Here is a 12,832-nt window from a genome sequence, read left to right on the forward strand (position 1 = left end):
TGGCCCCGCTAATGGAGACTGGCCACGTGACTGCACCCATCGCCGCGATCATCCTCGCCGCCGGCAAGGGCACGCGGATGAAATCCGACATGCACAAGGTGCTCCACCCGATCGCCGGGCGGCCGATGCTGCTCCACCTGATCGACAGCGTGAAGGCGCTGGGCGCCGCGCGTGAGGTGGTGGTGGTCGGCGCGGGTCGGGAGCAGGTGGAAGCGGCCGTTACGCCGCTGGGGGCCGAGACGGCGCACCAGGCCGAACAACTCGGTACCGGCCATGCGGTGCTCCAGGCGAAGGAGGCACTGGCCGGCTTCTCGGGCGACGTGCTGATCCTCTACGGCGACGTGCCTCTGGTCACCACCGCGACGATGCGGCGCATGGTCGAGCGGTTGCATGAGGACGACGCGCCCGCGGTGGTAGTGCTCGGCTTCCGCCCGGCGGATCCCGGGGCCTATGGCCGGCTGATCGTCGAGGGCGGCGATCGTCTGTCGAAGATCGTCGAGTTTAAGGATGCTTCGCCGGAGGAACGCGCCGTCACGCTGTGCAATTCGGGGCTTATGGCGGTGCGCGGCGCGGACCTGTTCGCGCTGCTCGCGCGCGTGACCAGCGACAATGCAGCGGGCGAATATTACCTCACCGACATCGTCGAGCTGGCGAATGGCGACGGACGGGTCGCGGCGGTGATCGAAACCGATGCTACCGAAGTCACCGGCGTCAACAGCCGCGGCGAGCTGGCGGCGCTGGAGGCCGAGTGGCAGCGGGCCCGCCGCGCCCGCGCGATGGTCGAAGGCGCGACTCTGATCGCGCCGGAGACAGTGTGGTTCGCCCATGACACCCAGATAGGCCGTGACGTGACGATCGAGCCCAACGTCGTGTTCGGCCCCGGCGTCACCGTGGCGGACGGCGTGGTGCTGCGCGCGTTCAGCCATATCGAGGGCGCGGTCATTGCGAGCGGCGCCACCGTGGGCCCGTTCGCGCGCCTGCGGCCCGGCGCAGTGCTGGAGGCTAATGCCCATGTCGGAAATTTCGTCGAGCTGAAGAACGCGGTGCTCGGCAAGGGCGCCAAAGCCAACCACCTCACCTATTTGGGCGATGCCAGCGTAGGTGCCGGCGCAAACATAGGTGCGGGCACGATCACCTGCAATTACAATGGCTTTCTCAAGCAGAAGACGGTAATCGGGGCAGGGGCGTTCATCGGATCGAACAGCGCGCTGGTGGCCCCGGTGGCAATCGGTGAGGGCGCCATCATCGGCGCCGGATCGGTCATTACCCGCGATGTGGAGGCCGATGCGCTGGCCGTCACTCGGCCGGAGACATTGAAGAAACAGGGCTGGGCCACGACCTTCCGTGCAACCATGAAGGCACGAAAGGCCGCAAAATGAGCGATCGATACACTGGCAAGCCGTTCCTCAAGCTGCTCGACTGCTATGTGCTCGACGCGATCGGCCATCTGCCGCCGTCCACCGATGCGGAACTGATGTCGCTCGAGCCGCAGCTGCACCAGGTCTTCGAAGCCGAAGGCCCGTGGCGCGGCATCGTCGAGAACCGGATGGGCTTTCAAGACGGCATGCAGGGCGCGATTCTGGAAGTGTGGGAAAAGGGCCGCGAGAAATTCGTCGAGTCCCAGGGGCGCGAGCCCGACCCTGGCGAATTCACGCGAATTTTCATCGACACCAATTTCCCGCATTAACGCAGGCGGTGCGGCGCTTGGGTGGGGCTGTGTGGCCGGGAGGATAGAAGAGTTCTGAAATCTTCCCCCAAATGCTTTTCCGGGCAGGACGTGCTGACTGGAGCAACTCTCCGCGGCCCCCCGCTGGCGGCGGCCCCGTACCCGCGCTAGGGCAGGGGAAGGAGGGCGGATGCCATGTGCGGAATCGTTGGAATCGTGGGCAAGGAAGACGTCGCAGAGCGTCTGTTCGAAGGCCTCAAGCGGCTGGAATATCGCGGCTATGATTCGGCCGGCATCGCGACGGACGTAGACGGGCGGATCGAGCGTCGCCGCGCTTCGGGCAAGCTGGTCAATCTCGGCAAGGAACTCGCCGCCAACCCGCTGCCCGGCACCACCGGAATCGCCCACACCCGCTGGGCGACGCATGGCGGGCCGACCACCAACAACGCCCACCCGCACGCCACCGGGGAAGTGGCGCTGGTCCACAACGGCATCATCGAGAATTTCAAGGCGCTGCGCGAGGAACTGACCGCGCGCGGCCGCACCTTCACCAGCGAGACCGACACTGAAGTTGTCGCGCATCTGGTCAGCGAGAAGGTTGAGGCCGGCCTTGCCCCGACCGATGCGGTGCGCGAGGTGCTGCCGCGCCTCCATGGTGCCTTCGCGCTCGCCATCCTGTTCCGCCAACATCCGGATCTGCTGATCGGCGCGCGGCTCGGCTCGCCTTTGGTCGTCGGCTATGGCGAGGGCGAGACCTATCTCGGCTCGGACGCGCTGGCGCTGGCACCGCTCACCCAGCGCATCGCCTATCTGGAGGAGGGCGACTGGGTCGTCATCACCAAGGAAGGTGCGGCGATCTTCGACAAGGACAACAACCCCGTCGAGCGGCCGATCACCATCTCCGGCGTCACCGGCGAGCTGATCTCCAAGGGCAACCATCGGCACTATATGCTGAAGGAGATTTACGAGCAGCCGATCGTCGTGGCGCAGACGCTGCGCTCCTACCTCCAGCGCATGGAGGAAAAGATCACGCTGCCGATCCCGGAGTTCGATCTCTCAGCGATCAAGCGCGTCACCATCGTCGCCTGCGGCACCAGCTATTATGCCGGCATGGTGGCGAAATACTGGTTCGAGCAGTTCGCCCGTGTGCCCGTGGACATCGATGTCGCCTCCGAGTTTCGCTACCGCGCTCCGGTGATGGAAGAGGGCGGGCTGATGATCGTGATCAGCCAGTCGGGCGAGACGGCGGATACGCTGGCCGCGCTCCGTCATGCCCGCAGCGAGGGGCAGACGATCGCCGCGGTGGTCAACGTGCCGACCAGCACCATGGCGCGCGAGGCGGACCTGCTGCTGCCCACCCATGCCGGGCCGGAGATCGGCGTCGCATCGACCAAGGCGTTCAGCTGCCAGCTGGCGGTGCTGGCGGCGCTGGCGGCCAATCTGGCCAAGGCCAAGGGTCGGCTGTCCGAGGCCGAGGAGCGCCGCGTCGTCCGGCATCTGGCCGAAGCCCCGGCCTCGCTCAATGCCGCGCTTGCCTATGACGAATCGATCCAGGCGATGGCCGGGGTGATCGCTGCGGCGCGCGACGTGCTGTATCTGGGGCGCGGCACCGATTACCCGCTGGCGTTGGAAGGCGCGCTCAAGCTGAAGGAGATCAGCTATATCCACGCCGAAGGCTATGCCGCCGGCGAGATGAAGCACGGGCCCATCGCACTGATCGACGATGCCGTGCCGGTGATCGTCATCGCGCCCTCGGGCCCGTTGTTCGATAAGACCGTCAGCAACATGCAGGAAGTCCAGGCACGCGGCGGAAAGGTGGTGCTGATTTCGGATTATGACGGCATCCAGGCAGCCGGTGACGGGGCCATCGCAACCATCACCATGCCCAAAGTCCACCCCCTGATCGCACCCCTAGTCTATGCGGTGCCGGTGCAACTGCTCGCCTACCATGTGGCAGTTGCGAAGGGCACCGATGTGGATCAGCCGCGCAACCTGGCCAAATCCGTCACGGTGGAGTGACCGGGCTGCTGGCGAGCCGGTCGATGATCGGGCAGTCGGGCCTATCATCGCCGTGGCAGCGGGCCGCCAGATCGAGCAGGGTGGCACGCATCTCCTCCAGCGCCTTGGCTTTTCGGCCGAGTTCTTCGGCGCGAGCCTGGGCGAGTGCCTTCACGTCTGCGCTCGACCGGCCCCGATCCTGCCAAAGGCTGAGCAGCGCGCGAATGTCGTCGATCGGGAAGCCGAGATCGCGTGCATGCGCGACGAAGCGTAGTCGGGCCACGTCTGTATCGGCATAGTCGCGATAGCCGCTGTCCCGTCGCGCAGGCTCCGGGATCAATCCGATCTTCTCGTAATGGCGGATCATTCGCTGCGAGACTCCGCTCGCGCTGGATGCCTGACCGATGTTCAAAGTTTGACTCCGTTCAATCGCAGCGCGTTCGAGACAACTGCGAAGGAGGAAAGCGCCATCGCAGCGCCGGCGAGCATCGGCGATAGCAGAATGCCCGCCACCGGGTACAGCACACCCGCCGCGACCGGCACGCCAATGCCGTTGAAGCAGAACGAGAACCACAGATTCTGCCGCACGTTGCGCATCGTCGCATGGGAAAGGCGGCGGGCACGGACCAGCGCGGCGAGGTCGCCTGCGGTAAGCGTGATGCCGGCGCTTTCGATTGCGACATCCGTGCCCGTCCCCATGGCGATGCCGACATCTGCCGCCGCCAATGCGGGGGCGTCGTTGATTCCATCTCCGGCCATGGCGACGACTGCGCCCTGCCGCCTGAGGTCACCGACGGCGCGTGCCTTTTCTTCCGGGGTGCATTCGGCCTGAACGCTGTCGATTCCGCCGAGTTGTGCGGCCACCGCCTCGGCGGTCGTGCGGCTGTCGCCGGTGAGCATCACGATGCGCAGACCTTCGCGGTGCAGATCGGCGAGCGCCGTGCGGGCCGACTCCTTTATCGGATCGGCAACGGCGAGAACGCCGGCGAGGCTGCCATCGACGGCGACCAGCATCGCGCCGGCGCCGGTGCGGCGATGGGCCTGTGCCAGATCCTGGAGCGGCGTTGGATCGGCACCGACGGCGCGCATCATCGCAGCATTGCCGATCGCGATGTTGCGCCCGCCCACCATTGCGCGGACGCCCGCGCCAGTGGTGGAGACGAAATCCGCTGCTTCGGATAGCACCAGCCCCCGTTCCTCGCCTGCACCAACAATTGCGTGGGCGAGCGGATGTTCGGAATGACGCTCGACCGCAGCGGCAAGGGCGAGCAACTCGTCCTCCGCGAAGGCGGCGGTCGCTTGGATCGCCACCAATTTCGGCTTACCTTCAGTCAGCGTACCGGTCTTGTCGATGACCAGTGTATCGACCTTTTCCAGCGCCTGTAGTGCCTCGGCGTGTTTCACCAGCACGCCGGCATGGGCGCCTCGCCCGGTGCCAACCATGATCGACATCGGCGTGGCGAGGCCGAGCGCGCATGGGCATGCGATGATCAGCACGGCGATGGCGTTGAGCAGCGCGTGGCCGAAGCGCGGCTCCGGACCTGCAAGGTTCCAGGCGAGGAATGTCATTGCGGCGACGATCACCACCAGCGGCACGAACCAGTTGGAGACGCGGTCAGCCACTGCCTGGATCGGCGCGCGGCTGCGCTGTGCCTCTGCGACCATCTTCACGATGCGGGCGAGTACGGTATCCGCGCCCACTGCCGCCGCACGGATCACCAGTGTGCCGGTGGTGTTCACTGTTCCGCCGGTGACCTTCGCGCCCGCCCGCTTCGGAACCGGCGCGGGTTCACCGGTGAGCATGGATTCGTCGATCGCCGACCGACCTTCCAACACCTCGCCGTCGACCGGTACCGTCTCGCCCGGACGCAGACGCAGACGATCGCCCGTGGAGACTTCCGCGAGATCGACCTGCGTCTCCTGCCCCTGGTCGTCAATACGGTGCGCAGTTTTAGGCGCGAGGTGCAGAAGTGCACGGATGGCGCGGCCGGTCGCGGCGCGTGCGCGCAGTTCCAGCACCTGTCCAAGCAGGACCAGGGTGATGACGACGCTCGCAGCTTCGTAGTAGACTGGAATGCTGCCGTGCATTCGGAAGGCGGGCGGGAACAGCCCGGGGGCGACCGTCGCGACGAGGCTGTAGAGGAAGGCGGCCGCTACGCCGAGCGACACCAGCGTGAACATGTTCAGATGGCCGGTACGCAGCGATGCGAGCCCTCGCTGGAAGAAGGGCAACCCGGCCCAAAGGACTACCGGCGCGGCCAGCGCCAGTTGCACCCATGCGTTCCACGACGTCGGCACCAGGTGCAGTCCCAACATTTCCGCGCCCATCGATAGCATCAGCAACGGGGCGGACAGGATTGCCGCCACCCAGCTTCGCCGGGTGAAATCGACCAGTTCGGGATTTGGCGCATCTTCCAGGCTCGGCGCCTCCGGCTCCAGCGCCATGCCGCATATCGGGCAGGTGCCCGCGCCTTCCTGGCGTATTTCCGGGTGCATCGGGCACGTCCAGATCGCACCTGGGACTGCCTGGGGCTGCCGGCGCGATACGTCGCCCAGCCAGGACTGTGGATCCGCCAAGAAACGCGAGCGGCAGCGGGCACCGCAGAAATGATAGTCGGCGCCGTCATGGCGAATGTGGTGCGGTGTGGTGGCTGAATCGACCATCATGCCGCAAACAGGATCTCGCGCGGTTCCGCTCCTGCCGCCGCAGCAGCCCTGATGCTTGTGCTCGCTCGCCATTACAATCCTCCAGCGGCAGCGGATATGCAGGCTGACATCATGTCAGGGTCAAGGGCGAAAAGGCAGCTTGACCCTAACATGATGTCAAGCCCTACATCATGGCGATCCAGCCGAGAGACCAGAAGGCATGACCGTTTTTATCGATCGTCGCGATTTCCTGCGCAAAGCTGCCCTGGGAGCCGGGGGGGGCGCGCTTGCCGGGGCGTTGCCCGCCTGGGCGCTGCCAGGCTCGGCGGGGCTGGCCCAAGGGCTGCCGGTGCTTTCCGGTGAAGACATCACCCTGCGCATCGCGCGAACGACGATGCGGATCGACGGCCGCACGATGCGCGCTGTAGCGGTGAATGGCACGGTGCCCGCGCCGCTGATCCGGCTGCGCGAGGGGCAGAAGGTGCGGCTGCACGTGATCAATGAACTGGGCGAGGAAAGCTCGATCCATTGGCACGGACTGTTGCTGCCGTTTCACATGGACGGGGTGCCTGGCGTTTCCTTCCCCGGAATCGCGCCGCGATCCAGCTTCACCTATGAATTCCCCATCGTTCAGGCTGGCACCTATTGGTACCACAGCCATTCGGGTTTTCAGGAGCAGGAGGGGCTATACGGCCCCATCGTGATCGATCCTGCCGGCGCAGATCCGGTGCTGTCCGATCGGGAGCATGTGATCGTGCTGTCCGATCACAGCCCGCTTTCGGGGCAGGCGATCTTCGCCAAGCTCAAGCAGCAGCCGGGCTATTTCAACCAGCAGCGGCAGGCGCTGGACGGCCTGCTGGCGGGTAAGGACCAGGCCACCGGCGATCGGCGCGCTTGGGGCGCGATGCGGATGGACCCCACCGATATCGCCGATGTGACGGGTTCGACCTATCGCTATCTCGTCAATGGCCAGGGCCCGCAGGATAATTGGACGGCACTGTTTCGCCCGGGCGAACGGGTGCGGTTGCGCATCATCAACGCCTCGGCGATGACCACCTTCAACCTGCGCATTCCGGGCCTGCCGATGACGGTGGTGCAGGCGGATGGACTGAACGTCCGCCCCGTAGAGGTGGACGAGTTCCAGTTCGGGCCGGCCGAAACCTATGACGTGGTCGTCACCCCCGGTGAGGATCGTGCCTACACGCTCGTTGGCGAGAGCATCGATCGCTCGGGCATGGCCCGCGCGACGCTGGCGCCGCGCGCCGGGATGACGGCGGCGGTGCCGCCGCTGCGTCGCCGCCCGGTCGCGACGATGAAGGATATGGGAATGGGTGGGATGGACCATGGCGCTATGTCCGCCATGGATCACGGCACCATGAACCATGGCGCCATGCCGGGCATGACGCGTGGCAATGCCGACAGCGGGGGCATGGACCACAGCATGCGCGACTTCTCGAACGCGCCCGGCGTGAAGAAGGGGCCTGGGGTCCAGACTATTTCCCCGATGCCGGTCGACCGCACCGGTGAGCCTGGACAGGGATTGGGCGATGTGGGGCACCGTGTGCTCACCTATCGCGACCTGATCGCGCTCGATCCCAATCCGGACGTGCGCGCTCCTTCGCGTCAGCTGGAAATCCATCTGACCGGCAATATGGAACGCTATATGTGGGCGTTCGACGGCGAGAAGCTGTCGGAGGTGACTGCGCCGATCGCGTTCCGCGCCGGTGAGCGGGTGCGGGTCACATTGGTGAACGACACGATGATGGGACACCCCATCCATCTTCACGGTCATTTTTTCGAACTTGTTACCGGCCACGGCGCGCACAGCCCCCGCAAGCACACGGTGCTGGTGCAGCCCGGCGGGAAAGTGAGCTGGGACGTTACGGCGAACGAAGGTGACTGGGCGTTCCACTGCCATATGCTCTATCACATGGCCGCTGGCATGATGCAGGTCGTGCAGGTGCGCGGCGATGGAGATGCGGCATGAAGGCGCTGCTGCTAGCTGGCCTCGGCGCGATCGGCTGGACCACTTCCGCTTCGGCCCAGACTGTGGACCACAGCCACCATGGCGCTATGCATATACCCGCCGCGCCCGCTTCCCCGCCAGCCGAGCAGACGCAGTCCGAGAGGGTCGAGGATCCTCATGCGAGGCATCGGATGCCCGAGCCGCCAAAGGCAGACCCGCACGCCGGACACCACCTGTCGGCGCCCCCTGTGCCCGTGGCAATGGCGACGGGGACCGATCTGCCTGCCGGGAATGCGCCGCCACCCGCACCGAAGCCTGGACTGGCTGCGGCGCGCTATTGGGGGGCGGAGGCAATGGCGATGGCGAACCATCATCTGCGCCACCATCATGGCGGCATGGCCTTCCGGCAGGTGATGCTAAACCTTGCCGAGGTGCAGGTACGCGACGGCCGCAACGGCTATCGGTGGGACGGCGAGGCATGGATCGGCGGCGACATCAACCGCTTCACCCTCAAATCGGAAGGCGAGGGCGCGTTTGGCGGCCGGGCTGAACAGGTCGAGGTGCAGGCGCTCTACAGCCGCGCGATCGACCCCTACTGGAACCTGCAGGCCGGCATGCGGCACGACATCCGGCCTGGACGGTCGCGCAGCTATGCCACAATCGGAATCGAGGGGCTGGCGCCGTACTGGTTCCAGATGGAAGGTGCCGTGTTCCTTTCCGAGAAGGGGGATTTGCTGGCACGGGCCGAGGGTTCGTACGACCAGCGCCTGACCCAGAATCTGGTGCTCCAGCCGCGGGTGGAGGCCAATTTCTCGGCCCAGACGGTGCGTGCCACGCAGCTTGGTGCCGGCGTAACCGATCTCGAGCTGGGGCTGCGCGTGCGATACGAGCGGCAGCGGGCGTTCGCGCCTTATGTCGGCGTATCGTGGGAGCGGCGCCTGGGTGACACGGCGCGACTTGCCCGTGCGCGGGGCGACGGGACGGGTGGCTTCGCCTTCGTAGCGGGCGTGCGCACCTGGTTCTAGCCGGCGCCGACTCGACCCAAATACGGCATAAGCGCGTCGGTTGCGGCAGACGTGCGGTTTTGTGCCTTGCATTTCCGTGCGTTAGAAAATGCCGAAATTCGGCCCGCTTGCCGCCCTGTTCTCCGGCTCTATATCGTTCGCACCCGCAGCAAAGATAGCCGAATGCCTCTGCCGAACCACTCTCCAGGCCTGCTTCAAGGCCCTAGCCTCCTGGCATCGATCCACGACGTCAGCCCCCGTTCGGAAAGCCCGGTCGACCAGCTTTCGGAGCTGTTCCTGCGCCATATCGGTGCGCCGCGCTATGCCATGCTGGTGGTCCCCGATCATTGGGGATCGGCACCGCTGGTACGGGGGAGCCCGTTTGCCACGCGCCTGCGGAGCTGGGCAGATTCCGGGGTCGAAATGTTCCTGCACGGCTGGTTCCACCGAGATACCACCAAGCATGGATCGGCCGGCGCACGGTTCAAGGCGAAGCACATGACGGCGGGCGAAGGCGAGTTCTTGGGCCTTGATTATGCCACCGCACGCGACAGAATGGAGCGCGGGCGCGCGCTGGTCGAAGATGTTACCGGGCGCCCGGTGACCGGCTTCATCGCTCCCGCGTGGCTCTATGGCGACGGCGCCCGGGCTGCGATGCGTGATTGCGGCTTCGCACTGGCGGAGGATCATTTCCGAGTCTGGGCGCCGCAGCAGCAGGATCGCGTGCTGGCAAAGGGGCCGGTGATCACCTGGGCCAGTCGCAGCAAGAGCCGGATTGCCTCGTCGCTGGCAGTGGCAGCGCTCGCCCGTGCGTTACTGCCTCGCCGCCCTGCGATGCGCCTGGGCGTGCACCCCGGTGACGTGACCGTGCCGGCGCTGCTGAGAAGCATCGATCGCACCCTAGGCGCCCTCTCCAAAGGCGGCCGTTTTGGCCAGTATCGCGATCTTCTGGAGATGCGCTGATGCGTATCGTCGACGTCTGCGCCTTTTACAGCCCCTATGGCGGCGGCGTGAAAACTTATGTCCGCCGCAAAATGGAATTAGGCGCGAGGCTGGGGCACGAGATTGTCATCCTCGCTCCCGGCGAACGCCACGAGATCATCGAGGAGCATGAAGGTGCGGTGCTTGCCACCATCCCCGCGCCGCTCCTGCCTCTAGACCGGCGGTACCGCTATTTCGACGACGAGCCGGCCTTACACGCTGCGCTGGACCGGTGGAAGCCCGATTTCGTCGAGGCTTCCTCGCCGTGGCGCAGTGCATCGATGGTCGCGCGATGGCAGGGATCGGCGCCGCGCGCGCTGGTGATGCACGCGGATCCGCTGGCGGCCTATGCCTATCGCTGGTTCGGCACCATCGCCAATCGCGAGACAATTGACCGGGGCTTCTCGTCCTTCTGGCAACATCTGCGCCGCCTGGATGAGGGATTCGATTTGGTGGTGACGGCCGGGCGCGACTTGGCCGCACGGCTGACCGAAGGCGGGTTGTCGAAGATCGTGACGATCCCGATGGGAGTCGAGCCCGGCTATTTCAGCCCTGGGCTGCGCGACGAGAATTTGCGCATCGAGCTGCTGGCGAGCTGCGGCCTCGCGCCGGATGCTACGCTGCTGATTGGAGTGGGACGGTTGGCTGCCGAGAAGCGCTGGCCCATGGTCATCGAAGCGGCCGAAGCAGCGGCGGTGCGACAGCCGATGGGGCTGATCCTGATCGGTACGGGCACGGCGCGGTCTCGTGTTATATCCGCCATCGGGCGGAACCCGCATGCGCAGTTGTTCGAGCCGACCAGCAGCCGTGAACAGCTTGCTCGCGTGATAGCCAGCGCCGATGCGCTCGTCCATGGCTGTGAGGCGGAGACGTTCTGCATGGTGGCGGCGGAAGCGCGCGCCAGCGGCCTGCCGCTGATCGTGCCTGATCAGGGCGGCGCGGCCGACCAGTTCGTCGAAGGCCAAGGGATGCTGTACGCCGCAGCCGATCCGGTGAGTCTTCGCGATGCATTGGGGCGGTTCGTCGAAACGACGCCGTTGTTCCATCGGTTGCGTGCCACCGCTGACGCGCCGTCGACGCGGACAATGGACACGCATTTCGAGGAACTTTTCGCGAGCTACCGTGCCAAGGCGTACTCGCGCGCCGCGTAATCGGCCGGTCAGCCGCGTGCAGGCGCGGTGGCGATTTCCAACCGCTTGATGAACTGGGGAAGCGGGCAACGATGCTCGCGACCTTGATCGCAACCGTGTAGCTGCAAGGGGATCCATCGGGATCGAGCGCGCGCGGCGCGGATGTCCGCCGCGCTCTGGCTGCGATACCAAAGGCGTACGGCGCGGTTGCCCTCGGCCGTATTGACGAGGGCGATCGCGATACCGCCGCCGGGCGAGGGATCGCCGGTCGCAAAGCCTTGCGCCTGCACCGGCACGCCCAGCACTGCCGCCAGCGCCGCGACGTTCGTGTCGTGACCTATCAGAAGGTCTATGCTCGGCGCGGTGTCAGCCGTGAAATCCTGCACGATGCGATCGACGGTAGGCGCCATTTGGAAAGCGGCCATATAGGGCGGACGGCTGAAAACATCGAACAGCGCTGCGTGTATGGCGCCGAGCGTCGCAAGCTGACGGGGCGTTGCGCGGCTCCAGCCGACCTGCGCCACCGGCAACCCCTCCAGATATTGAAGCATCAGCACCTGAGCGGTTCCCGAAGCGCTGCGGATCGGACCTTGCAGATCGATGCCGCGGCCGTCCGCCGTCGCCTGTACGGAGGAGGGCGCGAGCGGGCTGCATGGACGCGCTGGACAGGCCAGCACGTGCTCTAGCAGCGCGAGCGCGCCCGCATGGCGTTTCGCCAGCGCCGCTATTCCGCCAGTGTAGCGAATGATCGAGTCGACGGCGCGTGCCGCGTCGAAGCTCGTCGGACGTGCGCCTAGCGGTTCGAAGATCGCATCATCCTCCCCTGCGGGGCGGTGGGTGACCGGCAGAGTACAGCCGGGAGCCAAGCCCTTGGCATAGGCTTCTCCACTCGCGATTGTCCGAGGCGAGCTGTTGGTCCAGATCCGCACGGCTGCCGGATCGACGCAGCCGCTGGCGGGGAGCAATCCGGCGGCTGCGAACCAGCGGCGATCCGCTTCAGCCAGCGCGCGCAGCGCGGCGGCACCATGTGGCGTGACTTGCTCCGCTTCCCCCTCCCAGCGCGGCCAGGGTTGGCTGGTGCGGGTAGCGGGCGGCACCTCACCCGCGAGAGGCGCCCGCACGCCGTGGCGCATCAGCAGCACCACACGTTCGATGCGGGACGACTGCTCCGACGCCGACACTGCTAATGGCGCAAGGAGAAGAATGGCGAGCAGGCCGAAGCGCCGGATGAGTGAGGCTTTCATGCCCCCGCCCTTAGCTCGGCACAATGAACGCTCTGTGACAAAAAATAATACCAAATCAAAATTGGTATTATTCCAATGTCCTTAGTCTCTTCGCAGGCCATGCAGCATGTCTGTCACCATCTTGTAGCGGTATCGCCATCATCGCGACGCGGCAATGCCGCCTCGTGCGGCTAGCGGCCGCGGCAGCCGGCGGGGAT

The 12,832-nt window shown here is 65.9% G+C and carries 10 protein-coding genes; 7 read left to right on the top strand and 3 right to left on the bottom strand.

All coding sequences use genetic code 11. The annotated features are described in order from the left end of the window. The first annotated feature begins 11 nt into the window (after positions 1-11). The 3 genes from glmU (at position 12) to glmS (ending at position 3,685) form a co-directional block, all read left to right on the top strand. Complete coding sequence (glmU, locus tag ACNFJ7_RS17210) at positions 12-1,379, top strand: bifunctional UDP-N-acetylglucosamine diphosphorylase/glucosamine-1-phosphate N-acetyltransferase GlmU (RefSeq protein WP_019368581.1); 1,368 nt, start codon at positions 12-14, stop codon at positions 1,377-1,379. Then, positions 1,376-1,687, top strand: coding sequence for a hypothetical protein (locus ACNFJ7_RS17215; RefSeq protein ID WP_019368582.1), 312 nt, complete (start codon positions 1,376-1,378; stop codon positions 1,685-1,687). Before glmU ends, ACNFJ7_RS17215 begins: the two co-directional genes overlap by 4 nt. Positions 1,688-1,861: 174 nt before the next feature. Continuing rightward, positions 1,862-3,685, top strand: coding sequence for a glutamine--fructose-6-phosphate transaminase (isomerizing) (gene glmS / locus ACNFJ7_RS17220; protein WP_019368583.1), 1,824 nt, complete (start codon positions 1,862-1,864; stop codon positions 3,683-3,685). On the opposite strand, the gene cueR is transcribed toward glmS, so the two are convergent. Both cueR and ACNFJ7_RS17230 read right to left on the bottom strand, forming a co-directional pair. Then, positions 3,672-4,076: a Cu(I)-responsive transcriptional regulator gene (cueR, locus tag ACNFJ7_RS17225; protein ID WP_026008968.1), complete on the bottom strand. Its 405-nt coding sequence runs from the start codon at positions 4,074-4,076 to the stop codon at positions 3,672-3,674. The two genes, glmS and cueR, sit on opposite strands and share 14 nt — an antisense overlap. Further along, entirely contained in the window at positions 4,073-6,331 is a 2,259-nt protein-coding gene (locus tag ACNFJ7_RS17230) for a heavy metal translocating P-type ATPase (RefSeq protein WP_236704542.1), read from the bottom strand. The genes cueR and ACNFJ7_RS17230 overlap by 4 nt, the downstream gene beginning before the upstream one ends. A gap of 199 nt (positions 6,332-6,530) precedes the next feature. On the opposite strand from ACNFJ7_RS17230, the gene ACNFJ7_RS17235 reads away from it, so the two are divergent. The 4 genes from ACNFJ7_RS17235 to ACNFJ7_RS17250 all read left to right on the top strand — a co-directional run bounded on the left by ACNFJ7_RS17235 (position 6,531) and on the right by ACNFJ7_RS17250 (position 11,412). Next, the gene (locus ACNFJ7_RS17235; RefSeq protein ID WP_019368586.1) at positions 6,531-8,297 is read left to right on the top strand and encodes a copper resistance system multicopper oxidase; all 1,767 of its coding nucleotides are present in this window, start codon (positions 6,531-6,533) and stop codon (positions 8,295-8,297) included. Between the two features lie 239 nt (positions 8,298-8,536). Beyond that, positions 8,537-9,301 (top strand): copper resistance protein B, encoded by a 765-nt coding sequence (locus ACNFJ7_RS17240; RefSeq protein WP_419724229.1) that lies wholly within the window; start codon positions 8,537-8,539, stop codon positions 9,299-9,301. Positions 9,302-9,463: 162 nt separating this feature from the next. Continuing rightward, the gene (locus tag ACNFJ7_RS17245; protein ID WP_050990134.1) at positions 9,464-10,243 is read left to right on the top strand and encodes a DUF2334 domain-containing protein; all 780 of its coding nucleotides are present in this window, start codon (positions 9,464-9,466) and stop codon (positions 10,241-10,243) included. Further along, positions 10,243-11,412 (top strand): glycosyltransferase, encoded by a 1,170-nt coding sequence (locus ACNFJ7_RS17250; protein ID WP_019368590.1) that lies wholly within the window; start codon positions 10,243-10,245, stop codon positions 11,410-11,412. Before ACNFJ7_RS17245 ends, ACNFJ7_RS17250 begins: the two co-directional genes overlap by 1 nt. 8 nt (positions 11,413-11,420) lie before the next feature. On the opposite strand, the gene ACNFJ7_RS17255 is transcribed toward ACNFJ7_RS17250, so the two are convergent. After that, positions 11,421-12,635 carry a histidine-type phosphatase gene (locus tag ACNFJ7_RS17255; protein WP_082664509.1) on the bottom strand — a complete coding sequence of 405 codons (1,215 nt, stop codon included), beginning with the start codon at positions 12,633-12,635 and terminating at the stop codon, positions 11,421-11,423. Positions 12,636-12,832: the final 197 nt, after the last annotated feature.

It is taken from the genome of Sphingomonas sp. HT-1 (genome assembly GCF_048568905.1).
Classification (GTDB): Bacteria; Pseudomonadota; Alphaproteobacteria; order Sphingomonadales; family Sphingomonadaceae; genus Sphingomonas.

Bases quoted from the DNA above. Each gene is read 5' to 3' on its own strand.
- ACNFJ7_RS17255 (WP_082664509.1), bottom strand. From the start codon at position 12,635: ATGAAAGCCTCACTCATCCGGCGCTTCGGCCTGCTCGCCATTCTTCTC.
- ACNFJ7_RS17235 (WP_019368586.1), top strand. From the start codon at position 6,531: ATGACCGTTTTTATCGATCGTCGCGATTTCCTGCGCAAAGCTGCCCTG.
- glmS (WP_019368583.1), top strand. From the start codon at position 1,862: ATGTGCGGAATCGTTGGAATCGTGGGCAAGGAAGACGTCGCAGAGCGT.
- glmU (WP_019368581.1), top strand. From the start codon at position 12: ATGGAGACTGGCCACGTGACTGCACCCATCGCCGCGATCATCCTCGCC.
- ACNFJ7_RS17245 (WP_050990134.1), top strand. From the start codon at position 9,464: ATGCCTCTGCCGAACCACTCTCCAGGCCTGCTTCAAGGCCCTAGCCTC.
- ACNFJ7_RS17250 (WP_019368590.1), top strand. From the start codon at position 10,243: ATGCGTATCGTCGACGTCTGCGCCTTTTACAGCCCCTATGGCGGCGGC.
- ACNFJ7_RS17240 (WP_419724229.1), top strand. From the start codon at position 8,537: ATGGCGACGGGGACCGATCTGCCTGCCGGGAATGCGCCGCCACCCGCA.
- ACNFJ7_RS17215 (WP_019368582.1), top strand. From the start codon at position 1,376: ATGAGCGATCGATACACTGGCAAGCCGTTCCTCAAGCTGCTCGACTGC.
- ACNFJ7_RS17230 (WP_236704542.1), bottom strand. From the start codon at position 6,331: ATGATGGTCGATTCAGCCACCACACCGCACCACATTCGCCATGACGGC.